At 61.5% G+C, this 26,761-nt stretch carries 24 protein-coding genes and 4 pseudogenes; 17 read left to right on the forward strand and 11 right to left on the reverse strand.

Annotated features, from left to right (window positions below):
• The first annotated feature begins 24 nt into the window (after positions 1 to 24).
• Complete coding sequence (locus tag LFL96_RS35445) at positions 25 to 453, forward strand: GFA family protein (RefSeq protein WP_281004307.1); 429 nt, start codon at positions 25 to 27, stop codon at positions 451 to 453.
• 31 nt (positions 454 to 484) lie between these two features.
• Here LFL96_RS35445 and LFL96_RS35450 read toward each other — a convergent pair whose 3' ends face one another.
• Positions 485 to 745 carry a hypothetical protein gene (locus tag LFL96_RS35450; protein WP_281004308.1) on the reverse strand — a complete coding sequence of 87 codons (261 nt, stop codon included), beginning with the start codon at positions 743 to 745 and terminating at the stop codon, positions 485 to 487.
• Between the two features lie 56 nt (positions 746 to 801).
• Between LFL96_RS35450 and LFL96_RS35455 the strand changes: the two genes are divergently transcribed.
• On the forward strand, positions 802 to 1,095 hold the full coding sequence (locus tag LFL96_RS35455; protein WP_087753779.1) for a DUF6723 family protein: 294 nt from the start codon (positions 802 to 804) through the stop codon (positions 1,093 to 1,095).
• Positions 1,096 to 1,149: 54 nt separating this feature from the next.
• Entirely contained in the window at positions 1,150 to 1,785 is a 636-nt protein-coding gene (locus LFL96_RS35460) for a ParB/Srx family N-terminal domain-containing protein (protein ID WP_281004309.1), read from the forward strand.
• Here LFL96_RS35460 and LFL96_RS35465 read toward each other — a convergent pair.
• From LFL96_RS35465 to LFL96_RS35485, 5 genes and pseudogenes are all read right to left on the reverse strand, one after another.
• Complete coding sequence (locus LFL96_RS35465; protein WP_087753777.1) at positions 1,782 to 2,309, reverse strand: low affinity iron permease family protein; 528 nt, start codon at positions 2,307 to 2,309, stop codon at positions 1,782 to 1,784. The two genes, LFL96_RS35460 and LFL96_RS35465, sit on opposite strands and share 4 nt — an antisense overlap.
• A gap of 57 nt (positions 2,310 to 2,366) precedes the next feature.
• Positions 2,367 to 2,583: pseudogene (locus LFL96_RS35470) on the reverse strand (zinc ribbon domain-containing protein).
• Between the two features lie 63 nt (positions 2,584 to 2,646).
• The gene (locus LFL96_RS35475; RefSeq protein ID WP_281004310.1) at positions 2,647 to 3,702 is read right to left on the reverse strand and encodes an ATP-binding protein; all 1,056 of its coding nucleotides are present in this window, start codon (positions 3,700 to 3,702) and stop codon (positions 2,647 to 2,649) included.
• Complete coding sequence (locus LFL96_RS35480) at positions 3,684 to 4,541, reverse strand: PAS domain-containing protein (RefSeq protein ID WP_348638462.1); 858 nt, start codon at positions 4,539 to 4,541, stop codon at positions 3,684 to 3,686. Before LFL96_RS35480 ends, LFL96_RS35475 begins: the two co-directional genes overlap by 19 nt.
• Positions 4,454 to 4,636 (reverse strand): hypothetical protein, encoded by a 183-nt coding sequence (locus LFL96_RS35485; RefSeq protein WP_281004311.1) that lies wholly within the window; start codon positions 4,634 to 4,636, stop codon positions 4,454 to 4,456. The genes LFL96_RS35480 and LFL96_RS35485 overlap by 88 nt, the downstream gene beginning before the upstream one ends.
• 215 nt (positions 4,637 to 4,851) lie before the next feature.
• On the opposite strand from LFL96_RS35485, the gene LFL96_RS35490 reads away from it, so the two are divergent.
• Entirely contained in the window at positions 4,852 to 5,073 is a 222-nt protein-coding gene (locus tag LFL96_RS35490) for a DUF2795 domain-containing protein (protein ID WP_020068372.1), read from the forward strand.
• 152 nt (positions 5,074 to 5,225) lie between these two features.
• Here the strand turns inward: LFL96_RS35490 and LFL96_RS35495 are convergent, their stop codons facing one another.
• Positions 5,226 to 5,645: a hypothetical protein gene (locus tag LFL96_RS35495; protein WP_281004312.1), complete on the reverse strand. Its 420-nt coding sequence runs from the start codon at positions 5,643 to 5,645 to the stop codon at positions 5,226 to 5,228.
• 301 nt (positions 5,646 to 5,946) lie between these two features.
• On the opposite strand from LFL96_RS35495, the gene LFL96_RS35500 reads away from it, so the two are divergent.
• Both LFL96_RS35500 and LFL96_RS35505 read left to right on the forward strand, forming a co-directional pair.
• Positions 5,947 to 6,102, forward strand: a complete 156-nt coding sequence (locus LFL96_RS35500) for a hypothetical protein (protein ID WP_281004313.1) — start codon at positions 5,947 to 5,949, stop codon at positions 6,100 to 6,102.
• Positions 6,103 to 6,180: 78 nt separating this feature from the next.
• Positions 6,181 to 6,642 carry a VOC family protein gene (locus tag LFL96_RS35505; RefSeq protein WP_281004314.1) on the forward strand — a complete coding sequence of 154 codons (462 nt, stop codon included), beginning with the start codon at positions 6,181 to 6,183 and terminating at the stop codon, positions 6,640 to 6,642.
• An 87-nt stretch (positions 6,643 to 6,729) separates the two neighbouring features.
• Here the strand turns inward: LFL96_RS35505 and LFL96_RS35510 are convergent, their stop codons facing one another.
• Both LFL96_RS35510 and LFL96_RS35515 read right to left on the reverse strand, forming a co-directional pair.
• The gene (locus LFL96_RS35510; RefSeq protein ID WP_281004315.1) at positions 6,730 to 7,287 is read right to left on the reverse strand and encodes a VTT domain-containing protein; all 558 of its coding nucleotides are present in this window, start codon (positions 7,285 to 7,287) and stop codon (positions 6,730 to 6,732) included.
• A gap of 118 nt (positions 7,288 to 7,405) precedes the next feature.
• A pseudogene (locus tag LFL96_RS35515) lies at positions 7,406 to 7,795 on the reverse strand (SDR family NAD(P)-dependent oxidoreductase); the annotation flags it as partial.
• Positions 7,796 to 8,221: 426 nt separating this feature from the next.
• Between LFL96_RS35515 and LFL96_RS35520 the strand changes: the two are divergent.
• The 9 genes and pseudogenes from LFL96_RS35520 (at position 8,222) to LFL96_RS35560 (ending at position 19,876) form a co-directional block, all read left to right on the forward strand.
• Positions 8,222 to 10,066 carry a thiamine pyrophosphate-requiring protein gene (locus LFL96_RS35520; RefSeq protein WP_281004316.1) on the forward strand — a complete coding sequence of 615 codons (1,845 nt, stop codon included), beginning with the start codon at positions 8,222 to 8,224 and terminating at the stop codon, positions 10,064 to 10,066.
• Positions 10,067 to 10,085: 19 nt separating this feature from the next.
• On the forward strand, positions 10,086 to 11,234 hold the full coding sequence (locus tag LFL96_RS35525) for an enolase C-terminal domain-like protein (RefSeq protein ID WP_281004317.1): 1,149 nt from the start codon (positions 10,086 to 10,088) through the stop codon (positions 11,232 to 11,234).
• Positions 11,231 to 12,169, forward strand: coding sequence for a hypothetical protein (locus LFL96_RS35530; RefSeq protein ID WP_281004318.1), 939 nt, complete (start codon positions 11,231 to 11,233; stop codon positions 12,167 to 12,169). The genes LFL96_RS35525 and LFL96_RS35530 overlap by 4 nt, the downstream gene beginning before the upstream one ends.
• The gene (locus tag LFL96_RS35535; protein WP_281004319.1) at positions 12,166 to 12,816 is read left to right on the forward strand and encodes a gluconate 2-dehydrogenase subunit 3 family protein; all 651 of its coding nucleotides are present in this window, start codon (positions 12,166 to 12,168) and stop codon (positions 12,814 to 12,816) included. Before LFL96_RS35530 ends, LFL96_RS35535 begins: the two co-directional genes overlap by 4 nt.
• The gene (locus LFL96_RS35540; protein ID WP_281004320.1) at positions 12,806 to 14,449 is read left to right on the forward strand and encodes a GMC family oxidoreductase; all 1,644 of its coding nucleotides are present in this window, start codon (positions 12,806 to 12,808) and stop codon (positions 14,447 to 14,449) included. Before LFL96_RS35535 ends, LFL96_RS35540 begins: the two co-directional genes overlap by 11 nt.
• A gap of 16 nt (positions 14,450 to 14,465) precedes the next feature.
• The gene (gene coxB, locus LFL96_RS35545) at positions 14,466 to 15,431 is read left to right on the forward strand and encodes a cytochrome c oxidase subunit II (RefSeq protein ID WP_281004321.1); all 966 of its coding nucleotides are present in this window, start codon (positions 14,466 to 14,468) and stop codon (positions 15,429 to 15,431) included.
• An 11-nt stretch (positions 15,432 to 15,442) separates the two neighbouring features.
• Entirely contained in the window at positions 15,443 to 18,049 is a 2,607-nt protein-coding gene (ctaD, locus tag LFL96_RS35550) for a cytochrome c oxidase subunit I (protein ID WP_281004322.1), read from the forward strand.
• 2 nt (positions 18,050 to 18,051) lie between these two features.
• A complete protein-coding gene (locus LFL96_RS35555; RefSeq protein WP_281004323.1) occupies positions 18,052 to 18,537 on the forward strand; it encodes a hypothetical protein in 486 nt (161 codons plus the stop codon).
• A 51-nt stretch (positions 18,538 to 18,588) separates the two neighbouring features.
• Positions 18,589 to 19,876: pseudogene (locus LFL96_RS35560) on the forward strand (cytochrome c).
• A gap of 1,279 nt (positions 19,877 to 21,155) precedes the next feature.
• Here the strand turns inward: LFL96_RS35560 and LFL96_RS35565 are convergent.
• Positions 21,156 to 23,129 carry a HAMP domain-containing sensor histidine kinase gene (locus LFL96_RS35565; protein ID WP_281004325.1) on the reverse strand — a complete coding sequence of 658 codons (1,974 nt, stop codon included), beginning with the start codon at positions 23,127 to 23,129 and terminating at the stop codon, positions 21,156 to 21,158.
• Between the two features lie 513 nt (positions 23,130 to 23,642).
• Between LFL96_RS35565 and LFL96_RS35570 the strand changes: the two genes are divergently transcribed.
• The gene (locus LFL96_RS35570; RefSeq protein WP_281004326.1) at positions 23,643 to 24,236 is read left to right on the forward strand and encodes a hypothetical protein; all 594 of its coding nucleotides are present in this window, start codon (positions 23,643 to 23,645) and stop codon (positions 24,234 to 24,236) included.
• A 208-nt stretch (positions 24,237 to 24,444) separates the two neighbouring features.
• Entirely contained in the window at positions 24,445 to 24,726 is a 282-nt protein-coding gene (locus LFL96_RS35575; protein WP_348638460.1) for a hypothetical protein, read from the forward strand.
• A gap of 273 nt (positions 24,727 to 24,999) precedes the next feature.
• Here the strand turns inward: LFL96_RS35575 and LFL96_RS35580 are convergent.
• Positions 25,000 to 26,690 (reverse strand): annotated as a pseudogene (locus LFL96_RS35580) (phage integrase family protein).
• Between the last annotated feature and the right edge of the window lie 71 nt (positions 26,691 to 26,761).

A 26,761-nucleotide genomic window follows, 5' to 3' on the forward strand; every position in this document is an offset into this window, starting at 1 on the left:
CGCAACATCGTATTGGAGAGCGATATGCACACTGAGGACGCCCCGCGCTCGGCAGCCGGCAAGACGGCGCAGACCGGTGGGTGCGCATGCGGAGCCGTGCGGTTCGAGGTGAGTGCAGCGCCGAGGCGCGTCTCTCTGTGCCATTGCATGACCTGCCGTCGCGTGCATGGCAGTGCATTCGGCGCATATGCGATGTTCGCGCGCGACGCCGTCCAGTTGTCCGGGCCGGTCCAGATGTGGCAAAGCTCGGCGGAAGGAAGGCGATATTTCTGCCAGACCTGCGGATCGGTTGCGTTCATGGAGTACGTGGACAGCGATGAACTCGACTTACCGCTAGGCGCGTTCGATAGCGCCGGGCTTTACGAGCCGACTTACGAATTATGGTGCTGCCATAAAGAGCCCTGGCTGCCGCAGGGCGTTCGTACCGAATACGAGGAAGAAAGTCCCCATTAGTCTTGCGAGCAGTGCGCAGTACTTCGACGAACTACTTCGTAAATGAAGGAGCTGAAAATGAGCGAATCCGAAGCAATCCAATACGCAACCGGGTAATCCGAAGAATGCGGGCAAGCAGAGCGGGCAGCAACAGCAGAATCAGCAGAAGACGCCGCAGCACCAGGGCGGTCAACGTCAGCCCTGATCGGCCGCTGAACGTTTCACCGGCGCCGTAAATCCGGCGCTGATGTCCCGTTCCGCGGGAGAGGGCGCGGCGCGCATTCGATGTGCGCCGCGCCTGCGTTTGGCGCATCGATGCGCGTATTTCCTGACCCCTGAAACAGTCGACTCGCAATTGCAGGAATCGAGATGGTGAGAAGGAAGTTGCACTTTCATAATAGTTCGCTGCGGCATCCGGCATCGCCCGACGGTATAACCATTACCGCCAGCGATTACAGAATCTACCCGACGTATCGGCGTACTGTGACCGGCACGTTTACCGGCGACCTGAAGGTCGTACGCACAACAGACGACCGGCTGATATTTCCGTACGACGGCGCGCCGATGATAGGTCCGTTCGAAACCGCGCTTGAAGCACGTGAGGCCGCAGCGCGCAAAGGCGCCGAAGTTGTCGCGGCGGACCTGCTGAACCCGGAGTACTGATCCGCCCGATCGGCGGGGAGCCATCGCATTGCGCTAATAACAATGGAGACGTCAATGAAGTCACTGGACATCGATCGTTTGCGCCCCACGCAAGTCACGCACGGATTGCGCGAGGTAGAGGAAAAAACGCGCTTCTATCAGTCGCTGTCCGGTCATGACCTTGACATGGCCATTGCGGAGAAACCCGTCCCGATCGTCCTTGGACCCCAGGAAGAACCGTACGTGATCGACCATCACCACGTGGCCGCGGCTCTTTGGCAGGCCGATATAACGTCGGTACCTGTCGTGCTGATCCGGGATCTGTCCACGTCTTCGCCGGCCGAATTCTGGCTCACGCTCGAAAACAATCGTTGGACATTTCCATACGATCAGCGTGGCCAGCGGGTGTCCTTTGCCGATATGCCGCTCCACGTCTGGGAAATGATAGACGACGAATTCCGCAGCCTCGCCGCTTCGGTGCGCGATGCCGGTGGTTATCAGAGAACGAGTGTGCCTTTGGCGGAATTCCGCTGGGCGGATTTCTTTCGCCACAGGCTCCCGCTTCCCGCAGACTCATCGGAATACGCTGCACTGGTGCAACGAGCGGTTGAACTGGCGAAAAGCCAGGCTGCGCTTGGCCTGCCTGGCTATGTCGAGTCCGACGCTGGCGTACAAGGCGCCTCGGCCGATTCGGGCGATGCACAGAATTAAGCGCGTTCGTGCTCCTTGCCCTTTCCGGCGCCGGTTTTTTCCACGCAAGCATCCACGTCGACAGTGTGCTTGCCTTGCGTGCCTACCTTGCTCGCCAACCGCAAATACGCTTCTGCCAGACGGCGAAGATCGTCTTCGGATGCGTCTTCAATACCGATTAACTGATTGTTCGCCGCGCGATGCGAAGCCAGCAATTCATTGAGCTTCAGATGCATCGCAACACTGTCCTTGTTCTGACTTTGCTGGATCATGAAGACCATCAGAAAAGTGATGATCGTCGTGCCGGTATTAATGACGAGTTGCCACGCGTCGGAATAGTGGAAGAATGGTCCCGTGACGGCCCAAACGATAACCGTGATGACGGCGATACCAAACGCGATCGGTGATCCGGCAAGCCGCGTTACCGAACTCGCGAAGTTGTCGAACGCGCGCGTGACGGGGTTGCGCGCTGCGTAGGCAGGGCTGGACGTCTGCGGAACGGTGTCGATGCTATCCGCGCTTGAGCGGGATTCTCCTGGTCGCATTTCTTTCTCCGGGATGTTGGCTCATGACCGGGAGATAGCACATTGCGTGCCGACATCTCAGCAGCAGGAGCATCCACCAAAATGCCGCATCCCATAGCCTCCGGTTTTCTTCGCGCGCGTCGGGCGAGCCGCCACCGAGCGAAGGCGCGCCGATTACCACCCGTGCAGCGGTGGCCCCACACTGAGGGCACGCCACTGGCTCGTCACGCTCCGCAATGCGGCGCGCCGTTTCGAAAGCGCCGCATTCGGCGCACTCATAGTCATAAACTGGCATGGCGTGTGACTCTGTTAGATCAGTAGCCACTCGAGTCTACTGACCGCGGGTTAAGTAAACAGTCTAGTCTGCATCGGTACGCAATTGTTCGAGCTTTGCGCGCACGCGGTCGGCGAGTACTTCGGGAGCAAAGGGTTTGCGGATGACTTCCATGTCGGAGAGCGCATCGCCTGGCGCATAGCCGGTGACCAGAATGACCGGCATCGCCGGATACCGTTGTCTCACGGGCTCGGCGACCTGCCGGCCGTTGATCGTGCCGGGCAAAGCGACGTCGCTGATCAGCAGATCGAAACGCGCGCCTGCATGCAGCAGCCGCAATGCCGCCGCGCCGCTGTCCGCTTCCAGTACGCGGTAGCCCTGTTCCCTCAATTGCTCCGCGGTGACTTCCCGCACGATTTCTTCGTCCTCGACAAGGACGATCGTTTTTGCCGGATCCTTGTGCTCGTCCTGCATATCTTCCTTTTGCACGGAGGCGGGCAAGCATAGGCGTACGGTCGTTCCTTTGCCGAGGGCGGTTTCCATCTGCACAATTCCGCCGGATTGCCTGACAAAGCCATAGATCTGGCTGAGGCCAAGACCGACGCCCTGGCCCGACGGCTTTGTCGTGAAGAACGGCTCGAACGCGTGTTCCATGATTTTCGGCGACATGCCTGTGCCCGTGTCCGACACAGCAATGCAGCAGTAACGTCCAGGTTGGGCGTCGTCGAATCCGGCGACTTCTGCGTCGGTCAATATCACTTCGCTCGTGCTGATGGTGAGCCACCCGCCGTCCGGCATCGCGTCGCGAGCATTCACGCACAGATTGACGAGTGCGCTTTCCATCTGATTCGGGTCGCACAAAACCAGCCACGTCCCGTCACCGAGTTTGAGTTCCAGGTTGATGCCCGAACCGACGACGCGGCGAATCATGTCTTCCATGTCGTGCGCAATCGCATCCAGGCTCACGAGACGCGGCTCGAGCGTTTGTTGGCGTCCGAACGCGAGCAGCCGGTGTGTCAATGTCGCCGCACGGCTTGCGCCTTTTTCCGCCCGCTCGACCAGCGTGACGACGTCGGTTGGCCGGCCCTGCTGCATGCGCACCCGGATCAGACTCAGGCAACTCATGATGGCCTGCAGCATGTTGTTGAAGTCGTGGGCGATGCGCCGGTGAGCTGGCCAATGGCCTTGAGTTTCTCGCTGTGGCGCAAACGTTCTTCGGCGCGCGAGCGTTCGCGGCTTTCACAATGAAGCGTATCCACCGCCCGCTGCAATTCCGCGGTGCGCTCGGATACACGTCTTTCGAGTTCCTCGCTGCCGCGTTCGAGCGCTTCGCGTGCGCGAACCTGATCTTCGATATCGGTCGATGTGCCGAGCCACGCCGCGACGCCGCCTTCTGCACGCAACGGCTTCGCGCGGGTCTGGAACCAGCGGTACGTGCCGTCGGACGCGCGGCGAATGCGGTGCTCGACCGCATATTCTCCTTTCACACCGCACACGCTCCACGCCGCCATGGTTGCCTCGCGATCGCCGGGATGCACTGCATCCAGCCATCCGATGCCGAGACTATCCTGCTCCGAAATGCCGCTGTATTCGATCCACTGAGGACTGCCCCACGTGCGCTCGCCGCTAATGAGGCAGGTGAACACCAGTTGCGGTATCTGCGTCGCAAGCATGCGGTAGCGCTCTTCGCTCTCGTGCAGCGAGACGGCATGTTTGCGCGTCTCGGCCGCAATCCGAAGCCGTTCGACCGCGGCGGCGAGCAGGTTCGCATACGAGCGCAAGAATTCAGTGTCGAGGTCGTTGAAGTCGCGCGGCGTGCGACTGTCGACTTGCAACACGCCGTATGCAGGCCGTTCTTTTCCGCCGAGAATCACGACGTTGATCAGCGCCTTCACGCCCGCATCGACGATGAACTGCGAATAGCGAAAGCGCTTTTCAGCAGCGATGTCGGGCGAAATTGCGGGCTTGCCCGTTTGCAGCGCATAACCTCGTCGGAGCGAAGCTCAAGCTCGCCGAATTCCGCCAGAATCGCTTGCTGGTTGAAGAGAATGGCTTCGCGGTCCGCTGTGCTCACGGCAAGATCCCCTGCTTGCAATAGTGAAGAAAGTGAGCCATCCCAACTAAAGGAGGCTCTTTGAATGAAACTGTCGAGCCAGATTCATTCCTGCTATGCCGAGACACAAGCTACGTTGTGCATTGCGGCGGCAGAACACGCGTAAAGGACCGGGCGCCCGCGAGGAACGCGCGATGCTGAATTAGCGGGACCGCATGCAAACCAAGGAGAGGCACATGGCGACGTCTAATTCAAGTTCGAACGGCGGTCCCATCCGCAAATTCATCGATGTCCAGAAGGCGCTGAAGGGCGCTTCGTATCCCGCCGACAAAGCAAGCCTGCTGGACACCGCAAAGGGCAATGGCGCCGACGACGAGGTGCTCGATGCACTGGAACGCTTGCCGGATCAGGAGTACGGCAGCCCCGCCGAGGTATCGAAAGGAGTGGGGGACGAATAGCACCCGGTAGACCAACCCGGGCGCGCGACGCGCGGAGGCCGCTGTCTCCGCTGTCAAATGTGCAAGCGTCCGGGAAGTAAATACACGTGGCTCGCGCGTCCTTGTTAAGGCATTGCCATGGAATCTCGGCGGGCGTTCCAGGCGTGTGGTGATCACCGTTGCTCTGGCTCGTCGAGCATCACCGACAGCGTGCCCGAATCGTTCTGGATCCCTGCATCCAGATTGATCGCGCCTGGCGTTTCTTTTTCGATTGCGCGCAGCAGGCGCGGGGTAAACGATGCGCCGAAGCGTCCAATCATCGCCTCGCGCGCCATATCGTCTGCGTAGGCGAGGTTGCGTAGTTCATCGAGCGGCAATCCGACGAAGAGGTTCAACGGATACGGCGGCGCTTCTGGGTCCTCCGATGCCGCGTCCGACGCTGGGGCACGGATGCGCAGTCCCGGTTGCAGATGCGTCTCGAATTCGGCGGTGACTTCATAATTCGGTGCGAAGTTGAGCGACGTCTTCGCCTCGCTCTCGAGAAACGGCGCGACGCCGTCAAGGCGTGCAAGTTCTTCGTCGTTAAGCAGCATGATCCGGTTCTCCTTAGGTTTGACGGAGTGCAGTGTGCGATATGTGGTCCACGTAACGGGAGTTGCAGCAAACCGCTTGCCGCCTTGCGCGGAATGATTTATTAGTTTCACCAGGCACAGTCGATGCTGCGCCGTTCTCCTATCGAGGAGTCATGCCGCGCTTCGCGCAACGACGAATCGAAACCGAACGGGTGCCACCATGCATTGCAATCCGAAGAGCGCGTTACTCGCCATATTCATTGCGGCGCTGGCCGTAGGTGCGTCTGGCTGCAAAAAAGAGGACAACACCAGCAAGGACACGATGAGTTCCGCAAGCAGCGGCGTGATGAGCAATTCGGCGGGCGCCAACGGAACCAGTGGCCAAAGCGACGCCGCGAAGCGTGCGAGCGAGAGCGCGGCCGCGGGCGGCACGAGTCAACCCAGCAGCGCGGCGCCTGCTTCGTCCGCCAGCCAATAGTATGCGCGCGGCTGAGTGGATGCGCGGTTCGATCCGCGGTCATTCAAGTTGCGTTTGCTGAGCCTGCAAGGGGATGTCATGAGCGAATCTTTGCATCGACCGTCATTCGGCGCGGCGCTCTATTACAAAGATCCGTTGGCCGCTCTTGAGTGGCTCGAACGGGCTTTTGGCTTCACCCGTCAACTCGTGATTACCGACGACGCCGGGCAACTCGCACGCTCCGAAATGCGTTACGGCGACAGCTACGTGATGATCAGCCGTGAATGGTCGGCAGACTCCGTGAGCCCGGTTACTGTGAGCGGGAAAAATACACAGTCAGTGCATGTGCAACTGAGCGACGGTATCGACCAACATTGCGCTCGCGCGCGTGCGGCGGGCGCGGTCATTACCCGCGAGCCCGCGGATCAGTTTTACGGCGACCGTGTTTATGCGGCGCGGGACCCGGAGGGACATATCTGGAGCTTCGGGCAAACCGTCCGCGCTGTATCGCGGGAAGAGGCTGAACGCGCGAGCGGGCTGAATATCGAAGGCTGGATCTAGCGTTAAATGCGGGGGAGCAAACGCGGGGCGGCAGCCCCGCGCGATTCGCGCAAAGGAGCGCACAGAAAGTAAGCTGAAAGCACTTACTCAATGAATGCGCGAGCGGCTGTTGACGAGTCGCCACAATGCGCTTGCGATCAGCGATCCGACGCCGAGCGCGACGCCTAGCAGCACGATGGAACTCATGTGATCGCGTACGAGCGGCACATTGCCGAACAGATAGCCGGCCGCGACGAGAGAGCCGATCCACAGTGCCGCGCCCGCGGTCACGAACGACACGAATCGCGCAAACGTCATGCGCGAAACGCCGGCCGCGAACGGCGCGAAAGTACGCACTACGGCAATGAATGGCGATAACAGAAAGGTTAATCCGCCGCGAGCTTCGTAAAAGGCATGCGCGCGGCGCAGCGCATTCTTGTCGAGCCAGCGGTAATCGGCCGTATAAACCTTTTCACCGATCGCGCGCCCAATTGCATAGTCGACGATGCTTCCCGCCACAGTGGCCGCGAATAGCACTGACATCACGAGCCAGACGTTCAACGCGCCGGTGGCTGACAGCCCGCCGCAAATGAAAATGAGCGGATCGCCCGGCAGGAAAAATAACGGCAGAAAGCCGATTTCAACGAACACGATAATAAACAGCATCGCGTACACGGCTGTACCGTATTGGACGATCAGGCTGCTCAGGTGCTGATCGAAGTGCAGAGCGATCTGCAGCATTTGCATGAGTTGCATGCTGGCCCCAAGTTGTCGGATGTTCAGCATTGCGCTTCCGCGTGCGTGCGAGTGCGGCCATCATTCCATAGACCTGGCCAAGATAGGTGACCTGCGTGCCGCGTTCCACTTCCTCGGCCGTTAGCGCCGACACTGGAGAGAATACGGTCGCCATCGCGACGTTGACCCAGACCCGGATGGGGCCGAGCCGTCGTTCCACGGCGTCCGCGGCAGCATTGACCTGATCTGCGCTCGCGACGTCGGTAACGAACGCGACCGTGCGTACGCCGTAGCGTCCGGTGATGGCCTGCGCCGCCCGTTCCAGCCGATCGGCATCGCGAGCGAGCAACGCGACGTCATAACCGTGGCGCGCGAATTCTTCGGCGGCTGCACGGCCAACGCCCGCGCTCGCTCCGGAGATAACAGCGATATTCGGCATGATGGATTCCTGGCGGCCCAATCTTTGCCAAATCTCCTTCGCAAGGTGCATGCCACACCCGCATTTTTCAGCGAGGTAAGCGTTTTTAGTCCCTTCTGCCGAGACTTGTAGCCGTCCAGAGCGCTTGATCGAAGTTTTGACGAGGATTGGCTGGTGGGGTGCTGCATACGCAGGCGCAAGGGGGTGGCAACAACGTTCTGCGCACTCGCCAGATGGCGGCGCAATTCCAAAACTTTCGCGGCACGAAGTCGGCACGGCATGTCGGAGATGACTGTGTGGACGCTTACGTGGCGTCCCGCTTTGTAAAGTCCACGGGAAGCCAATTTGGCGTCCCCGGCTGTCGCAACATTACGGATTGAAAAACACCGGAACGCGGGTTGCTACGGATGAAATCACGGATAACCATTAGCGACTTTCGGAGGCTCCATGGCACAAACCGTCGGCGACTTTATCATCGAGCGGCTGCATGCGTGGGGCGTACGTCGCATTTACGGCTATCCCGGCGACGGCATCAATGGCGTGTTCGGCGCGCTGAACCGCGCGCAGAACGCAGCCGTGAAGGCGAAGGGCGAAAAGGCGAGAAACCGCGCAGGCGAGCCGATCGAATTCATTCAGGTGCGTCACGAAGAAATGGCTGCGTTCATGGCTTCCGCCCATGCAAAGTTCACCGGCGAACTGGGCGTGTGTATAGCCACCTCAGGACCCGGGGCGTCGCATCTGGTCACGGGACTATACGACGCTCGCCTTGATCACATGCCCGTGCTCGCAATCACGGGTCAGCAGGCCCGTGCCGCACTCGGCGGCCACTATCAGCAGGAAGTCGACCTTGTCTCGCTGTTCAAGGATGTGGCGGGCGCCTTTGTCGAACAGGCCGTAGTGCCACAGCAGATCCGACATCTGATTGACCGTGCGATCCGCACGTCGCTCGCGGAACGGAAGGTTGCCGCGCTGGTGTTACCGAACGATCTGCAGGACCTGCCGTATGAGCCGCCCGCGCGCAAGCACGGCACGATCCACTCAGGTGTTGGCTACCAGGCGCCGCGGCTGGTGCCGCACGATGACCAGTTGCGCCAGGCCGCCGATGTGCTGAACGCGGGCAGGAAAGTTGCGATCCTTGTTGGCGCTGGTGCGCTTCACGCGACTGACGAAGTGATCGCGGTCGCTGAAAAGCTCGGCGCGGGGGTGGCCAAAGCGCTGCTCGGCAAAGCCGTGCTGCCCGACGATCTGCCGTACGTGACCGGGTCTATTGGCCTACTCGGCACCAAACCGAGCTACGACTTGATGACCCGTTGCGATACGCTGTTGATGATCGGCTCTGGCTTCCCGTACGCGGAGTTCTTGCCAAAGGAAGGCGACGCGCGCGGCGTGCAGATCGACCTGAAAGCCGACATGCTGAGTCTACGCTATCCGATGGAAGTGAATCTCGTCGGCGACAGCGCGGAAACGCTGCGCGCGCTGCTACCGCTGCTCGAAGAGAAGACGGACCGCGCGTGGCGCGAGCAGATCACCGACTGGACCTCCGAGTGGTGGAAAACGCTCGACGAGCGCGCGCACCAGGCCGGTCAGGATGCGGTGAATCCCCAGCGCACGGTGTGGGAACTGTCGAAGCGGATTCCGGCAAACGCAATCGTCACAAGCGATTCTGGCTCGATCGCGAACTGGTACGCGCGTGATCTGCGAGTGCAGCGCGGGATGATGTGCTCGCTTTCGGGCGGCCTGGCATCGATGGGCGCGGCGGTGCCCTATGCAATCGCGGGCAAGTTTGCCTATCCCGAACGGCCAGTGATCGCGCTGGTTGGCGACGGCGCGATGCAGATGAATAACTTGGCTGAGCTGATCACCGTGTCCAAATATTGGAAACGATGGGCCGACCCGCGCTGGATCTGCATGGTGCTGAATAATCAGGATCTCAATCAGGTCACGTGGGAACAGCGCGTCATGGAGGGCGATCCAAAGTTCGAAGCGTCGCAGGACATTCCCTCAGTACCTTATCACAGGTTTGCGGAGCTGATCGGGCTGAGAGGCATCTACGTTGACGACGCCGAGAAAATGGGAGCGGCCTGGGATGAAGCACTGACCGCGGACCGACCAGTCGTGATCGAAGTGAAGGCTGACCCGAACATCGCGCCGCTACCGCCGCATATCACGCTCGCGCAGGCGAAGGCGTTCGCGTCGACGCTGATGCAGGGTGATCCCGACGAAGGCAACGTGATCATCGATACTGCTAAACAGGTGCTCAGCGCGGTGATGCCGGGTCATCGCGACAAATAAGTCAAGGCCTCGCGCGACCATGGCTAACCATTCGACACTGCGCCCGCAGACGCCCGTCACGGCATTGTGCGCGAGCGCCTACCGTATCCCCACCGACGCGCCGGAAGCCGACGGTACCCTTGCATGGGACGCGACTACGCTGGTTCTCGTCGAGGTGATTGCTGGCGGGGCGACAGGCATCGGCTACACGTATAGCGATGCGAGCAACGTCGCGCTGATCCAGCACACGCTCGCTGCATGCGTCCTCGGCCACGATGTCTTCGAGATTCGGGCGCACTGGCAGCGCATGCAACGTCAAGTGCGTAATCTGGGGCGCAGCGGCCTCGCCGCAACGGCAGTTTCGGCCATCGACTGCGCCCTTTGGGATCTCAAGGCCAGGCTGCTCGACATGCCGCTGGTTGCGCTACTTGGCGCCGCGCGCGAATGTGTACCGCTCTATGGCAGTGGGGGCTTCACCTCCTACACGGACGCGCGCCTGCAGGAGCAGTTAGCGAGCTGGATTGAGCGTGATGGTTGCCGCTGGGTCAAGATGAAAGTCGGTAGCGAACCGCTGCGCGATCCGCAACGGGTAGAAGCGGCCCGCAAAGCGATCGGCGAGGACGCTGGTCTGTTTGTCGACGCTAATGGCGCCTTGTCGGCGCGTGAGGCCATCAAGTGTGCGCACCGCTTCGCCGAGCAGAATGTACAGTGGTTTGAAGAGCCTGTCTCTTCCGACGACACCAACGGCCTCGCCTTTGTGCGCGAACACGCGCCTCCCTGCATGGACGTCGCCGCTGGCGAATACGGCTACACGCTCGACGATTTCCTCTATCTGCTTGCAGCGCCGTCGGTCGATGTGCTGCAGGCGGACGCGAGTCGCTGCGGGGGCATTACCGGCTTCCTGCAGGCAGCCGCGCTATGTGACGCTCGACATGTGCCGCTGTCCGCGCATTGCGCGCCAGCATTGCATCTGCATGCGGCCTGCGCGGCGCCGCGCCTGCGTCATCAGGAATGGTTTCACGATCACGTCCGTATCGAAGCGATGTTGTTTGACGGGGCGCCGCAAGCGCGGGATGGCGCGATCTCGCCAGATCTGTCGCGCCCCGGTTGCGGCCTCGAATTCAAGCACTCTGACGCAGCCCGATATCTCGTCGCGCAAACCGCCGAGCCAGGGAAATCGAACCAATGAACGTGCGACCCGTACTCGGCATCCTGGCAGCGGCGGCCGGCGCGGCCGCCTTGACTGCGATGAGCACTAGTGGCAGTGCAAAGGCCGCACGCTATTCCACGCGCGGCGTCGTCGCATCCGCTACCCAGGCTCACGTGGAAGCCGCCCGCAGCTTCAACCGGAGTTCGGCGCTGCTGGCGCTCTCGGTGCTGACCGACAGTGCGTTGGAGCATTACCGCGGCTCGTTCGACAATCCGGCGATGTGGGCGCCGCTCGCGGTCGCGAGTCTGTCGCTCGCTGCCGGGCTGCACGGCGGCAGCGACCGCGAGAAACGCGCACATCGCGTGCGTCACGCGGTCTATTACGGCGCGGCGGCCACTGGCCTCGCGGGCACCGGATTTCACCTGTACAACGTGACGAAGCGGCCGGGTAGCTTGAGCTGGAACAACCTTTTTCATGCGGCACCGGTCGGCGCACCTATGGCCCTGCTGCTCTCGGGCGCGCTTGGGGCGGTCGCAGAACGCCTTCGCGACGAGCCAGCGCATGAGCCGCGACTGTTCGGTATGCCGGCTGGACGGGCATTGGGGCTGCTGGTTGCGGCCGGTCTGATCGGCACCGTTGGGGAGGCCGCGCTACTGCACTTTCGCGGCTCGTTCCAGCATCGCGCGATGTATGCGCCAGTATCCGTACCCCCGGTCGCTGCCGCGCTACTCACGCTAGCGGCATTGGCGCAGCCGCGCGAGCGCTGGTACATACGGCTGTGGCTGCGCGCGACCGCGCTGCTTGGTGTTGCCGGCACGGGCTTTCACGCGCGCGGCATCGCGCGGCGTCAGGGCGGCTGGCGCAACTGGAGCCAGAACCTGTTCGCCGGGCCGCCATTGCCCGCCCCGCCAAGCTTCTCGGCGCTCGCGCTCGCGGGGCTTGCCGCGCTGAAACTGCGGGAGACAGAAACATGATACGACGAGAAACCCGCTATCCTGGCTATGACGTGCTCGACAAACGCGATACGCCGTCGTGGGACGAGCCAACCCGCGCAGTCATTGCAGCGCGCCTTGCGCCGCCGCAGGAGCCGCGGTTCTTCAATGCGGTCGAATGGCTCGCAGTGGATGCCTTGTGCGCGTGCATTGTGCCGCAGGCGAATGCGCAACCGGCCGTGCCACTTGCCGCGCTGCTCGATGCACGTCTGCATGGGGGCCGGGGCGACGGCTATCGCGACGCACGTCTGCCGCCTCTGCGCGATGCCTGGCGCGTCGGTCTCGCCGCGCTCGATGCCGAAAGCCGCGCGCGTCATGAACTGCCCTTCGCAAGCCTTACACGCGACCAGAAAAACGAGCTTCTCGAACAGATGCAGCGCGGTGAAGTGAAAGGCGATGCGTGGCATGGGATGCCCGCCCGGCTCTTCTTCGAGGAACGGGTGCTGCATGACATCTGCGGGCAGTATTACGCGCATCCGCACGCATGGAGCGAGATCGGTTTCGGCGGTCCTGCCAACCCGCGGGGTTACGTGCGCATGTATTTTGGTCGACGTGATCCATGGGAGCCGGTCGAAGCGCATGCCGACGATCGCGCGCAGGTGCAAAAGAAGAATCGCCATGTTCGATGACGCGCTGCACGAGATTCGCGGCACCGCCGGCCGGGCGCCAGACGTATTCACGCGCGGCGGCTGGGTGCCGATGCGTGAATATCCGAACGACGAGGAAGTGGACTTCGCGATCGTTGGCACCGGCGCGGGCGGAGGCACGCTCGCTTGCCGCCTCGCAGAAATGGGCTTCAGGGTAATTGCCTTTGACGCAGGAGCATGGTGGCGTCCACTCGAAGAATTCGCGTCGGACGAGGCGCATCAGGAAAAACTTTACTGGACTGACGAGCGAATCTGCGACGGGGATAACCCGTTGAGGCTCGGCAACAACAATAGCGGCAAGGCGGTCGGCGGCAGCACCGTTCATTTCGCGATGGTGTCGTTGCGTTTTCGCCCCGAGTGGTTCAAATCGCGCAGCCTGCTGGGCTACGGCGCGGACTGGCCGCTCGACTGGCGGGAAATGTGGCGTTACTACGCGGAGGTCGAAGACGCGTTGAAGATCTCCGGACCGGTCAACTATCCGTGGGGACCGAAACGGCCGCGCTATCCGTATCGCGCGCACGAACTGAATGCGGCCGCAATGGTCCTCGCGCGCGGCGCCGAGGCGCTTGGCGTCTGCTGGAGTGCGACGCCGCTCGCGACGCTCTCTGCGCCGCGCGGCCAGGCGCATCCATGCGTGTATCGCGGCTTCTGCGTGTCCGGCTGTGCGACCAACGCGAAGCAGAGCGCGCTCGTCACGTGGATTCCGCGCGCGCTTCTAGCGGGCGCCGAAGTGCGCGACCTCGCGATGGTCGGCCGGGTCGTGACCAACGAAGCCGGGCTCGCGACCGGCGTCGAATATCTGCGCGAAGGGCGCTGGCAGTTCCAGCGCGCGAAGAACGTGGTGGTCGCCGGCTACGCGATCGAAACGCCGCGCCTGCTGCTGATGTCGGCCAACAGCCGCTTTCCGGACGGGCTTGCGAATAGCTCCGGTCTGGTCGGCAAGAACCTGATGGCGCAATCGAATCAGGCCGTCTACGGCACCTTCGACGAAGAGATCCGCTGGTATAAGGGGCCGCCGTCGCTCGCCATCACCGAACACTGGAACTACACAGACAAGGACAAGGACTTCTTCGGCGGCTATGCGTACATGAGCCAGGGGCCGCTGCCCAACGCCTGGGCTGCGTCGCAGAACGGTCGCGGCCTGTGGGGTGACTCGCTCGCCAGGGAGATGCAGGCCTACAACCATCAGGCGGGGCTGAAGATAGTGGGCGAGATGTTGCCGCAGGAGAGGAACCGCGTGACGCTTGCCGACGAGAAAGACCAGTATGGCCTGCCGGTCGCCCGTGTCACCTACTCGTGGTGCGACAACGACCGGCGCCTGATCGATCACTCGCTCGACTTCATGGAACGCGCGCTCGCCGCCGCAGGCGGCAAGGACATCTGGCGCGAAACCGACGACACGTGCCATCTGAACGGCACCGCTCGCATGGGTGACGATCCGGCCACAAGCGTCGTCAACGCCGACTGCCGCAGCTGGGACGTCCGCAACCTGTGGATCTGCGACGGTTCGGTGTTTCCGACCGTCGGCGGCGTGAATCCTTCGCTGACGATCCAGGCGATCGCGCTGCGCACCGCCGACCGGATCAAGGCGCTCGCGGCTCGCGGCGAGCTGTGAACCCGGCGAGTGCCATGTGAGCCTACAGTCCACTCCTCTCGCATACATCCTGTACAGCGCAGGTCCCGCGTCCCGGCCCGTGCTCATCCTCGGCTGGGCGCTGACCGCGTTGTGCGTCGGCGTGTGCCTGGCGATCGCGGCGCTGCTGCTGATCGCAGTGTTCCGCCGCCGCGCGTCGACAGTAGAGATCGCTGCGGAACGCGAAGCGATCACCGAGCATGGCGGCGGTCGCGCGGTGCTGATCGGCACATTAACTTCTACTGCGCTTCTGCTCGCCGCGCTGGTCTACATGCTGTGGGTGCTTGCGGCGGTCGCTTCGCCTTCGCGCCAACCGGCGCTAACGATCACCGTGACCGCATACGACTGGTGGTGGAAGGTCGAATACGACGAGAACGGTCCGCAGCACTTCAAGACCGCGAACGAGATTCACATCCCGGTCGGCGAGCCAGTGCAGGTCAATCTGAAAAGCGCGGACGTGATTCACGCGTTCTGGGTGCCGGCACTCGCCGGCAAGACGCAGACCATCCCCGGCCAGGTCAACCGGCAATGGATTCAGGCGGATCGGCCCGGCGTCTATCGCGGCCAGTGCACGCAGTACTGTGGCGCGCAACACGCACATATGGCATTTGAAGTGATCGCGGAAAGCCAGCAGGACTACCAGAAATGGTTCGACGCGCAAGCCCGCGTGGCGGCTGCGCCCACGAGCGCCGATGCGGTGCTCGGCCAGCGCGTGTTCATGGACCGCTGCGCTGGGTGTCACACGGTGCGCGGCAGCGACGCGGCCGGCGTGCAGGCGCCTGTCCTCACGCATCTGCTGAGCCGCCGTCTGATCGCCGCTGGCGCGCTGCCGAACACCCCGCGCAACGTGATGGACTGGATCACGCATCCACAGGAAATCAAACCGCAGGCGCTGATGCCCGACATCGCGCTGAGTCCGGCCGACGGTCGCGATCTGGCCGCTTACCTTGCGACACTCAACTGATGGAACCCACCATGTCCACCACAGGAAGCGAGGACCTCACCGCACTCAGACAGGTAGCTTTTCGCCGCGAGCCGGAAATCGGCGAAGTGACCCCGGGCTCAGAGGAAGAACGCCGTCTGCACGATCTATGGGAGACCGAACCCGGATGGCACGGCTGGCTTTCGACAGTCGATCACAAGCAGATTGGCTTGCGCTACATCGTCACCGCGTTCGTGTTCCTGCTGCTTGGCGGCATCGAGGCGCTGGTCATGCGCCTGCAGCTCGCGCGGCCCAACGAGACCCTACTCACGCCGGACCAGTACAACCAGCTGTTCACGATGCACGGTGTGACGATGATTTTCCTGTATGCGCTGCCGGTGCTGAGCGGATTTTCGAACTATCTGTGGCCACTGATGCTCGGCTCGCGTGACATGGCGTTTCCTCGTCTTAACGCGCTGTCGTACTGGGTCTTCCTGTTCGCCGGTCTGTTCCTGTACGCGAGCTTCCCGCTCGGGGAGGCGCCGAACGCCGGGTGGTTCAACTACGTACCGCTGGCGTCGCTCGATTACAACCGCGGACCGAACATCGATGTCTACGCGCTCGGCATGGTACTGCTTGGCATCTCGACGACCGTCGGCGCGGCGAACTTCGTCGTCACGCTGTTCAGGATGCGGGCGGACGGCATGTCGATCAACCGTTTGCCGATCATCGTGTGGGGCACACTAACCGCATCATTCGCGAACCTCTTTGCCGTGCCGGCTGTGAGCCTCGCATTTTTCCTGCTGTGGATGGACCGCAACATCGGCACCCATTTCTTTGACGTCGCCAGCGACGGCAGGCCGCTCCTTTGGCAACATCTGTTCTGGATGTTCGCCCATCCGTGGGTCTACGTGGTGGTGCTGCCGGCGATGGGCATTGTGTCGGACGCGCTGCCCACCTTCTGCCGCAGACCGCTGGTCGCGTACGCGGCGGTCGCCGTGTCGACCGTTGCGACGATGCTGATCGGCTTTGAGGTGTGGATTCATCACATGTTCGCGACAGGGTTGCCGCCGCTCGCGCTGGCGATCTTTGGCGCGGCAAGTATGCTGATTTCCGTGCCGAGCGCTGTCGCCGTGTTCGCGTGGATCGCGACGATCTGGCTCGGGCGACCCGTGTTCAAAACGCCGTTCCTCTACTTCGCGGGCTTCGTGCTGATGTTCGTGATAGGAGGTGTGTCGGGGGTCATGACCGCCGCGGTGCCGCTCGACTGGCAGCTCAACGATACCTACTTCGTAGTCGCGCACCTGCATTACGTATTGCTCGGCATCAACGTGTTTCCAGTATTGGGCGGCATCACTTACTGGTTTCCGAAGTTCACCGGCCGGCTAATGAATGAACGTTTTGGCAAGTTGACTTTCTGGATCGTGCTGGTCGGCTTCAATCTCGGCTTCTTTCCGATGCACATCTCCGGACTGCTCGGCATGCCCCGGCGCGTCTACACCTATCCAGACGGGATGGGCTGGGACCTCAGCAATATGCTGACCACCATCGGCTCGTTCGTGTTCGGGATCGGCGTGCTGATGTTCATCACCAACGCGCTGGTCTCTGCCAAACGCGGCGTGTGCGCCGGCGCGAACCCGTGGGACGCTTCCAGTCTCGAATGGTCTGTCCCGTCCCCGCCGCCGCCGTACAACTTTGCGGTGTTGCCGATGATCGCCTCACGCCATCCGTTGTGGGAAGACCGCATGGCACTCGACGAGAGCGCCGTGCGCTCGAGCCTCAAGCGCGGCTATCTGCTGCATTGCGGCCGCGAAACACTCGGCATCTCGCCACTAGGCGGCAACGCGGACGTTATCCTGAAGATGCCGGGGGACAGCTACGCACCGTTCCTGCTCGGTGTGTTCGGCGCCCTGTTCTTCGTCGCGCTTCTGCTGCACAGCCCGGGTTTCGCCGTGGTCACGAGCATCGCTTGCGCGGCGGCGATGCTCGCGTGGTTGTGGCCACGACGTGCGCTCGCCCAGCGCGAACCGCCGCCACCGGGAGCGCGGGTCGAACTCGCCACGCAGGACCTTGACGCGACGTTGCCGGTCGGTAGCGCGGGGGAGCACTCGGGCGGCTGGTGGGGTGTACTGACTTTGGTCGCGACCGAAGCCTGTCTGTTCGGCTACCTGATCTTCACGTACCTGTATTCCGAGTCACAGACGAAGCTCGTATGGCCACCCGAAGGCATGCCCAAGGTCGGCATCGGCGCGCTCAATACAGGGTTCCTGCTGTCTAGTAGCGTGTTCGTGTGGCTCGCGGAGCGCGTGCTAAGGAAAGGCCGGAAGCGCGGTTCGATCGCCTTGATGCTAACGGCGATCGCGCTCGGCGTCGTGTTCCTGCTGATCCAGACGAAGGAATGGAAAGACCATGCGTACGGGATGACCGCACACCTGTACGGCTCGCTGTACTTCACGATCACCGGTTTTCATATGGCGCACGTGGTGGTGGGACTGATCGTGCTCGCAGTAATGACGCTGTGGATTGTGCTCGGCTATCTTGCCCCCGAACGCACCGCGCCGATCACGATCGGCGGCCTGTACTGGCATTTCGTCGACGTTGTGTGGCTATTCATTTTTTCGACTTTATATCTGTCTCCGTTCATCCTGAGGGGGCGCTAGCCATGCCCGCAGCGGGTCTCTCCACTACGCATCCAGTTTCGCCACGCCGCAAACGGCTGGTGGCCTGTGCAATCGCCGGACTCTTCGGGACCCCGGGGGTGTGGCTGTTGCAGGTAATCGTCTCCGAAGTACTGTCAGCAACCGCCTGTTACGGCGTCACCGCGCCGCGCGCGGCGCCGCTGTGGAGCGGCTTCGACACGTGGATCTTCGTGATCTCAATCGTCGCTCTGGTACTGGCCGCACCGTGCGCGGGTTTAGCTTGGTATGGTCTGATGTTGACGGGGCGCCTCGCGCGCGAACCCGACGCACACACGCATGCGCACCGCCATGAGGCACTGCGCACGCCGAAGCAGTTGCGGGGCGACGACTTGAGCCGGCTGCGCTTCATCGCGCTGTGCAGTGCGCTGGTCGGCACGGGCTTCCTGGTCGGCGTGATCTTCGTGTGGGTCGCACCCTGGCTGGTCGGGCCGTGCGGCAAATGGTACTGACGCGATGAAAAGAATTGGGCTGCCGTTCGCGCTTCCGTTGCTTCTCATGCTGTGCACGCTCGCACTGCTGTCCGCTTGCCAGAAAAAGACCAGTACGGAAGATCTGGCCGGCGTCCACGCCGATTCGGCGCTCGCGAGCGACCCCGCGCAAATCGCACGCGGCGAGTATCTGGCCAAAGCGGGCGATTGCGCCGCGTGCCACGATGCTGCGGACCACACGCCTTATGCGGGCGGCATGCCGGTCAATTCGCCGTTCGGTCCAATTTACGCGAGCAATATCACGCCTGATTCGACCTTCGGCATAGGCCGTTATTCGCTGCGCCAGTTCGCCTATGTTCTGCGCTCGGGCGAGAGGCCGGACGGCAAGCGGCTCTATCCGGCGATGCCGTATCCGTCATTTGCGAAACTGAATGACGAGGACGTGACCGCCCTCTACGCGTACTTCATGCATGGCGTGAAACCGTCGACGAACCGCGCGCCCGAGACCAGGTTGCCGTTTCCGTTCAACCAGCGCTGGGCGATGTTTTTCTGGAGTCGTCTTTTTGGCAATCACGAACAGTACGTGCCCGATGCACGCCGCAGCGCCGAATGGAATCGCGGCGCGTACCTTGTCGAAGGGCTTGGACATTGCGGTGCCTGCCATACACCGCGCGGGCCCGCATACAACGAGTTAGGTTACGACTTTAAAAGCGATCGCTATCTGACCGGTGCTGATAATGACAACTGGTTTGCTCCGAACCTGACCGGCGATGGCGGCAGCGGCTTGGGCCGTTGGTCGCGTGAACAGATCGCAGCGTTCCTGCGCAATGGACACGGTGCTGGCGCAACGGCCTTCGGTGCGATGGCGCCCGTCGTCGCCGACAGCACCGAGCATTTAAGTTCTACCGACCTGCGCGCGATCGCTGTGTTCCTGAAATCGCTGCCCGCGCAAAATAGGAGTGGCACGTTCGACAACAATCTGCATTCACGCGTCCTGACCGCGCGCGCGATGGAGAGTGGCGAGCTGGAGCGTCCCGGCGCCGGAATTTATTTATCGTATTGCGCGCGCTGTCATCGGGCCGATGGGCTGGGTCAGTCTGAAAAAGCACCGGCGCTGGCAGGCAATCCGCTCGTAATGGCGAGCGATGCGACTTCGGCAATACGCATTGTGATCGAAGGCAGCGAGAGTCCGAAGATAGACGGTGAGCCGAAACCACAGCAGATGCCGGGGTTCAATGATCAGTTGACTACGACGGAGATGGCCGAAGTCGTAAGCTTCATTCGAAACACTTGGGGCAATCATGCGGCGCCGGTGTCGGATCGGGATGTCCGGACGCTGAGGCTGGCGATACACAAGTGAGGAATCGGGAGAAGGGGGCCGCTATCGAGGCTAGTTGCTTGTGGCAGCGAAGGCGGCTGGATCAGGTTTCGAGGTCAGCCAGGACGCGATGACGTGTTGACGTTGGCGATACGAAATCATCGGGTGAAATTGAAGTGGTCTTGGTGCGCCCCTCGCTGCGAGGACCAAATTTGCGAGCCATGCGTGATTCGCGATACCGATTCAATAAAAATTTCAATGGTTTGATCGGCCGTCGAAGCGTTTGAGTAGTCGCAGCCCAAACTTTATGCGTGGGAGGATTCTGAACGGAAAAAATCAGCGCCCATGATGATGCGCAGAGGTGGTTCACCCGGGCCATCTGGTAGTCTCTGCTGCGTTACAGTTTTTGATGCTGACCGCCCGTCATGTTCCACGGTGCGCAATCTGATTGAGCGGAAGTTTGGCAAGCAGCTTCTACATCAGGCAATTCGCGAACGATCCCGGCGTGCATGAGCGGATGCGACGGTTTGCACATCCGATGCGCCGGCAGTCTACAGTCCTGGACGACGAATCGCTCCTCCGCAAACGAAAGATCCTGTGATTTGCCTGGCCCGGTGCTGGATCTGGCGTCCGCGCTGAGCCGCTCGCCTATCTCGTCGTGTCGTAACTGGTTGTCCGTGGTTGGACAGGTGAATCGCTGCGCACCGGTCATCTTGCTGATACGCGCGGACCGCTTGGACGCCAGCGGTGCATCGGGGGCATGGCTGGCACGCGCCGAAACAGGTAGGAAGTCGGTCTCAGTCGCGCGAGGCTTCCGCGAGCGCCAGTGCTCTGCGGTTTGGCCTCACTTGCGGGACTGTTCATCGACAATTTGCGCCTCGATTATCGGCGCGCGACCGTTCGTTGGCTCCATGACCTGTGCGAGGGCTCGCCCGCCAGCGGCGGGAGCATTGCCGGGTTCCTGCGGTTGCGGGAAAATATTCGACTCGCTCCGGTGCAGACGGCCTTGCTGCGTCGCTATCAGTGTCCGGGCTCAGGCTATGCGATTAATCCGTCGAGCAGCTGCAGGAGCCGGTCTAAAGGCTGCGCTTTCTGGCAGTAGCCATCGAATCCCGCCGCAATGGCATTGTCAAGTATTGCGATTTCATCAAACGCGGTGAAAGCGATAACGACAACGTCTTTTGTGAGCGGACCTCGCCGTAAATTCCGCGCGACTTCGAATCCGTCCATGCCAGGCATATCAATGTCGACGAGTGCGATCTCGGGGATGTCCGTCTCGACCGCTACCTCAACCTCGCTCCCGTTTAGTATGTAACTAGCGCTATAACCGGACATCGAAAGGAAGGTGGCGATAGCGGCGGCCAGCGATCGACACCACGTCACACGCACTATCCAGAGGAGCTTGGGGCGCATCGGCAAAGCTCGATGGTGTCCAGCGAAGCGCCTCCTGAACGAATGCCTGGGCGTTCAATGCTGCAGACTCCGAAGGAACCTCTTTTATCTGATCGGCGGGTAGATGGGCCGATCCAAAACGGACTAGCACCCGAAATGTTGTGCCCCTGCCGGTTTCACTGACTACGGAAATTTCGCCGCGGTGAAGGTCGACCAGCTCACGCACCAGCGACAGCCCTATGCCGGTTCCTTCCTGGGTGCGACTCACAGCATTTTCAATACGATGAAAACGCTCGAAGATGCGCGGCAACTCATGGTCAGGTATGCCCGCTCCCGTGTCCGCCACCTCGAGCAGGACGTGCCCGGCCTGTCCCCGCAGCCTGACCGTGATGTTCCCCCGCAAGGTATATTTGAAGGCGTTGGACAAAAGGTTGAGGACGATCTTCTCCCACATTTGCCGGTTTACATAGACCGGCTCGGCAAGCGTTGCGCATTCAACACTGTAGGTCAGCCCCCCGGTTTCGATGGCCGACTGGAAAGCGCTCGCAAGATCGCGCGTCAATTCGGCAAGATCGGTCGGCTCGTAAGCAGCCCGTGCACGGCCAGCTTCTATCTGCGAAAAATCAAGGAGCGTGTTGACAAGCCTGAGCAGCCGAAGTGCATTGCGATGAGCAAGGTCTAACTGGACGTGGATGGCGTCCGGCGTAGCGGGCTCCGCGAGAACCGCCTCCAAGGGCCCTAGCATGAGGGTCAAAGGAGTGCGGAACTCGTGGCTGACATTGGAGAAAAACGCCGTCTTTGCGTGGTCGATCGCCGCAAGTGACTCCGCCCGCTTGCGCTCTTCCTCAAGCGCCCGCGCGTCGCGGATCGCGGTGACAATCTGAGAAGTCACCAATTCGAAGAAGCTGCGATAGCCTGCGTCCATGAAGCGATTCGGGCTGAGACCACAGATGAGCGCGCCAAATGCGCGGGTTTGATCAGCATAGGCAAGCGGTAGAACGATGGCGGACCGTATGCCGTCGCCCCAAGGGCTTTGAGGGCACATCCCCCCAGACGGGCAAAACTCGTCCACACGCCGGATATGGCGATTGAGAATCACGTCCCTCCGACACCATTGATCCTCCGTATGGTCAGCCGCCAGCGCGATGGCGGCCGGACCGGTAACTTCAAGTAATTGCGCGCTCACGCCCGTGCTGGCTACGCGTCGGGCCTGGGTGCCGTCTTCGTCAATCAAATAAAAGAGTGCAAACGGCGCATCGCACAGGTTTTCACCCAGGACGGCAGCAGCATTGACGCATACCTGCCGGGCGGTTTTCATATCTGCCGAACTAAGTGCTCCCAGCTTGCGTAGCGTTCCCATTTGTCGCTCGCTGAAAATCTGCTCTGAAATCTCGGTGACGGTAGCCAGCACTCCACCAATCCCTGCCTCTACCGACTCGTCCGGCACCGGGCTGTAAGCCAGGCGGAAATGCGTTTCCTCGCGCGGGACCTTGCGTTCAATCAGTACCGTGACATCGTCGCTGACCGAGGCCGGGCCGCCGCGAAATGGCTGTTCAGCCATCGGCCCCAGAATGTGAAAGACTTCGCGCCAGCAGTCGCTAAATTTCTGCCCCATAGCTCGTGGATGTTTGTCGCCGAGTACGGGTCGATACGCGTCGTTGTAGATCTGAACGAACTCAGCGCCCCACCAGAGCAACATGGGCGAGTGATTGTGCAGGACAAGCGAAGCGGTCGAGCGCAATGCCTGCGACCAGCCCTCGACTGGCCCCAGCGAAGTTCGTTTCCAGTCGAGTGATCGGGCGAGTGCGCAAGCTTCACCGGGGCCCGAAAGACATCCCAGCGCGGACTCAGATTTGGGTTCTATTTGATACGCGCCGACGGAGCGATTTTCGGTTGAACTCATTTGCGCCACCAGAACCAAAATATGCTTGATTTGTTGCCTGCTTACCTACGACAGGCAGCAGGCTAGCGGATTCTTATCATAACAATTGGCAAATGCTCAGGTGATAGCGCGTAACGGCTGGCCAAATGGCGCAGTCAATGCCGCAAATAGGATTCGGCATCTTCCTGAGCGGCTCGGCAGCGGTGAACAGCATGCAGACGAAGCTACTCGCGAGGATTCACCAAAAACTAAACACCTTCACCCTTCGCTCGTCGGAGCCGATCGAATGCGCGCAGAGAGACCCCTACCGCTCGCTGCAGGATCTTGTGCATCTGCAGCACATGCGAAAGTCCACGAGGCTAACGTCCGGGTACACCCGTTTTTAAACCCAGTTCCAAGCGTGACGTAACCGCATCCAACCATCGCCCTTGACATCTTTAATGCGCGATTTGTAAGGGTTTGATTTGACGCACGTTTGTGCGTCATCGAACCGGGAGTTTCGCAAGTTGACAACCTTATAGTCGCAACGTTGACATGTTTAATGCGTTCTACGACGAGCGCAGGCTGACGCCATCACTGGGCTATATCTTCAACGACCGATGGCTCGATCCCTGTGAATCGCTCGTCTCGATTCTATGGAAATTCGAGAGGGTGAACGCGCTGCCGGGCCATGTCATTGCCCGACTGATGGGGCCCAACATTGACCCGTACGAAGGTGTCGTGCCGCAGCCCGATACGATCGATATCGGCAGGCTGCACGCCACGCTCGGGGTACGGACCGCGGTGCTTCACATGGCCCTCCAGCAGCCGAGTCAGCGTCGGCGCTATAGCCCGATATTCCGGCACTGCCGACGTTGCATGACGCGCGGCTATCACTCCGTTCTTCATCAGATGGAGTGCGTCCGGACCTGTCCCGCCCATCATCGCCAGTTGGAAATCGCCTGTCTACGCTGCGGCTATGAGGCCCCGTGTGTCGTCAACGTGCGACTGCTTGAATCGCCTTATCGCTGTGCGGAATGTGGCAAGAGTTATGGCGGCGGCGGATGGTCGCCCGACGCGCCGCGCCCGATGAAAGCCGAGTTCCGCAAGGCATTCACGCGACGATATTTCGAGCGCCATCTTGGTTGATCAGTTTTTTCTGTCGTCGTGGCAACTTGCTGGACGACTCTCGCTGCGTCTGGAGGCAACCGCACGTTGCGAGACCGAAAACGGGGTTATCGATGTTTCGCTTGCAGTGCAAATAATTCGACTAACGCTTGCACTGCCTGTCAACTCCACCACGGGGAACTTTTAGCGCGTCGGGTGACAACACCTCCTGTTTCGCTTTCGAGGACCGATGATGATTGTCTATCATGCAGGCGTGCCGATTCAGCCGTCTGTTACACAGTACGGGTTTGCGTACGTCGCGCGCGCAAGCGTTATCGAGGAAGACGGTGAAGCGACGTCGTTTGGCATGCTCGGGGTTTTCGCCAGCGAGGACGCCGCGCTGACGTTTGCGATCCGAAGTGCAAGCGCGTTCGTCGATGGAGAGTCCCTGCCCAAACCGCCCTATGAGCCGTTACCGCCGAAATCGGTATCTGAAGTGGACAACACGGCGGCCGGCCAGAGGAGAGGGTAACGCAATTTTTTCTTCTCGTAGGCTTTGCAGCTATGAACTGGACGCGGCCTATATATGGATCGCCATAAGCGTTTGGCTGCCTGAACGGCTCGACACCGTCGCAATCCAGAAGCGGGCTCGTAAAGGGTCCGGATCAACGCGGGTGTTGGCGTCGATTGACCGGGCGTCCATTGACCGCCTTGTACGGTAAAGTGAGCCGCCGCATCAACAATCAATCCTGTTCTTCATCAGGGCGGCTCATCCGCGCCAATCCGCGATCGGCACGCTCGTACTCTAGACCTTACGCGCCTCGAATGCCCGATTGAACTGCCGCGCTCGCTGCGCCTCGTCACCATGCAGATAGGTCGACGTCGTCGAAATCGACGAATGACGGAGATTGTCCCGCACCATTATCAGTTCGGCGCCGCGCGCGAGCGCATGTGACGCGTGCGTGTGGCGCATCCAATGCGGGCTTGCGCGCCTCAGCTTCGTGGCGGTCGCCGGTCGTTCGTCCTGAATCGCATCGGCCGCTAGCACGAAGAAGCGGCGCAGCACACGCCAGAGCCGTGTGCTTTCGATGCGCGCTTCGTCTTCCTCGAGACTCGCGACAAGCGGCGTCGCCGGATTCCAGCGTTCCGGCGTGACCGGCAGGCCGCGCTGCATGAGGTACTGATCCAGCGAGGTTCGGGCCAGTGACGGCAGCGCGACCTTGCCGAGCTTGCCGCCTTTTCCGAGTACATGCAACCAGTGATCGCCGTATTCGTCGCGACGGATATCGCCGAGCTTCGCGCCAACCAGCTCGCTCGCGCGCAGGCCGGTCGCGTAGCCAAAGTCCAGCAAAAATTGCAGGCGCTGCGCGGCAGCTTCGCTCCAGCCGTACGACCATTCGAGGCCATCAGCGAGCGTGCGGATCAGCGGCCATTCGCCCTCGGAGAAGCCGCGGGATACGTCCAGTCCCGCACGCTGTGCGTGGCTCTTGATCTTGACGCCAGCGAACGGATTCGCGAGCACGTAGCGTTGCTCGACCAGCCAGCGAAACATCCCCGAGAGAACGTTCAGCGCGTACGCCGCTGAGCGGGGTGACAGCGCGCCGTTGAAGGGCCGCCATTCGACACTGTGCCGCGGCCGCGATGGCCCGATCCAGCGTTCACGCGGGGTCGGCCGCCGCAGGAAACTCCGGTACGCGATCGCGTCGTCGGTGGTGAGAGACGACAGTGCGCAGTCGCGCTCGACGATCGCCCACAGGATCAGGCGTTCGGCTTCTTTCCGGTAAGCGCGCTGCGTGGCCGCCGATTCGTGCAGCGACAGCCAGGACTGAACCGCCTGATAGTCATTCGAAGCCTTGAGCAGGCAGGCGTCCACCGGGGCGCGGTACTGTCCGCGCGAGCCGTCGATCTCGCGTGGCACACGCAACTGCTCCCATGGCACGATGTTGCCGACCGGTGTGACGACGATCAATGCTCGCGCCCGTTCGGTCAGCGCCGGATTCGCGGCGAAGAACGCCTCAATGCGACGCGCACCCGTAACACCGAGTCCGGCGATGGCCAGCCACCAGCGGCGGCGCCGTGAATCCGCACGGTCAGGTCGGCCAGCGTCCGGATGCCGTGGGCATGTAGAGCCCCTGCGATGCGTGCGGGAAGCCACAGGTCCGCCTGATCGGCGATCATCGGCACGGACTCCGGCAGATTGCGCAGCGTCTCGATTGTGCTGGCTATCCGATCCGCCGATGCTTTCGTTGGGCGATTGACGAAGACGGCCGCCAGATCTCCGCGATGGCGTGCCTGCGCGAAGGCGACGAGCCGCCGACGAATCCGGCCAAGCACGCCGCGCGAGGACGTTCCGGCTGCTCTTCGGTCGCCCAGATAGCGGGCCACGGCGGCCCGCGCGTCAAGGCCCGCATACCAGCTGCGCACTGCGGCGAGCTCCGCATCGTCGGGGAAACCGGAATCGGTCTTATCGACGGGCAAGGTGTCACGCGTTTTCATGACCGCCAGTTTAGATCAATTTTAATGACGGACTGATAATATTATTTATCAGTCTAGCCTCAACTGCGCGT

Source organism: Paraburkholderia sp. D15 (assembly GCF_029910215.1).
Lineage (GTDB): Bacteria > Pseudomonadota > Gammaproteobacteria > Burkholderiales > Burkholderiaceae > Paraburkholderia.

What these genes read in the sequence shown, in the direction of transcription:
- LFL96_RS35465 (WP_087753777.1), bottom strand. Translation starts at nt 2,309, where the DNA reads ATGCGACCAGGAGAATCCCGCTCAAGCGCGGATAGCATCGACACCGTT.
- LFL96_RS35445 (WP_281004307.1), top strand. Translation starts at nt 25, where the DNA reads ATGCACACTGAGGACGCCCCGCGCTCGGCAGCCGGCAAGACGGCGCAG.
- LFL96_RS35565 (WP_281004325.1), bottom strand. Translation starts at nt 23,129, where the DNA reads ATGAGTTCAACCGAAAATCGCTCCGTCGGCGCGTATCAAATAGAACCC.
- LFL96_RS35570 (WP_281004326.1), top strand. Translation starts at nt 23,643, where the DNA reads ATGTTTAATGCGTTCTACGACGAGCGCAGGCTGACGCCATCACTGGGC.
- LFL96_RS35455 (WP_087753779.1), top strand. Translation starts at nt 802, where the DNA reads ATGGTGAGAAGGAAGTTGCACTTTCATAATAGTTCGCTGCGGCATCCG.
- LFL96_RS35535 (WP_281004319.1), top strand. Translation starts at nt 12,166, where the DNA reads ATGATACGACGAGAAACCCGCTATCCTGGCTATGACGTGCTCGACAAA.
- LFL96_RS35460 (WP_281004309.1), top strand. Translation starts at nt 1,150, where the DNA reads ATGAAGTCACTGGACATCGATCGTTTGCGCCCCACGCAAGTCACGCAC.
- LFL96_RS35505 (WP_281004314.1), top strand. Translation starts at nt 6,181, where the DNA reads ATGAGCGAATCTTTGCATCGACCGTCATTCGGCGCGGCGCTCTATTAC.
- LFL96_RS35530 (WP_281004318.1), top strand. Translation starts at nt 11,231, where the DNA reads ATGAACGTGCGACCCGTACTCGGCATCCTGGCAGCGGCGGCCGGCGCG.
- LFL96_RS35510 (WP_281004315.1), bottom strand. Translation starts at nt 7,287, where the DNA reads ATGCTGTTTATTATCGTGTTCGTTGAAATCGGCTTTCTGCCGTTATTT.
- LFL96_RS35525 (WP_281004317.1), top strand. Translation starts at nt 10,086, where the DNA reads ATGGCTAACCATTCGACACTGCGCCCGCAGACGCCCGTCACGGCATTG.
- LFL96_RS35450 (WP_281004308.1), bottom strand. Translation starts at nt 745, where the DNA reads ATGCGCCAAACGCAGGCGCGGCGCACATCGAATGCGCGCCGCGCCCTC.
- LFL96_RS35495 (WP_281004312.1), bottom strand. Translation starts at nt 5,645, where the DNA reads ATGCTGCTTAACGACGAAGAACTTGCACGCCTTGACGGCGTCGCGCCG.
- LFL96_RS35490 (WP_020068372.1), top strand. Translation starts at nt 4,852, where the DNA reads ATGGCGACGTCTAATTCAAGTTCGAACGGCGGTCCCATCCGCAAATTC.
- LFL96_RS35540 (WP_281004320.1), top strand. Translation starts at nt 12,806, where the DNA reads ATGTTCGATGACGCGCTGCACGAGATTCGCGGCACCGCCGGCCGGGCG.
- LFL96_RS35500 (WP_281004313.1), top strand. Translation starts at nt 5,947, where the DNA reads ATGAGTTCCGCAAGCAGCGGCGTGATGAGCAATTCGGCGGGCGCCAAC.
- LFL96_RS35575 (WP_348638460.1), top strand. Translation starts at nt 24,445, where the DNA reads ATGATGATTGTCTATCATGCAGGCGTGCCGATTCAGCCGTCTGTTACA.
- LFL96_RS35555 (WP_281004323.1), top strand. Translation starts at nt 18,052, where the DNA reads ATGCCCGCAGCGGGTCTCTCCACTACGCATCCAGTTTCGCCACGCCGC.
- LFL96_RS35475 (WP_281004310.1), bottom strand. Translation starts at nt 3,702, where the DNA reads ATGCTGCAGGCCATCATGAGTTGCCTGAGTCTGATCCGGGTGCGCATG.
- ctaD (WP_281004322.1), top strand. Translation starts at nt 15,443, where the DNA reads ATGTCCACCACAGGAAGCGAGGACCTCACCGCACTCAGACAGGTAGCT.
- LFL96_RS35520 (WP_281004316.1), top strand. Translation starts at nt 8,222, where the DNA reads ATGGCACAAACCGTCGGCGACTTTATCATCGAGCGGCTGCATGCGTGG.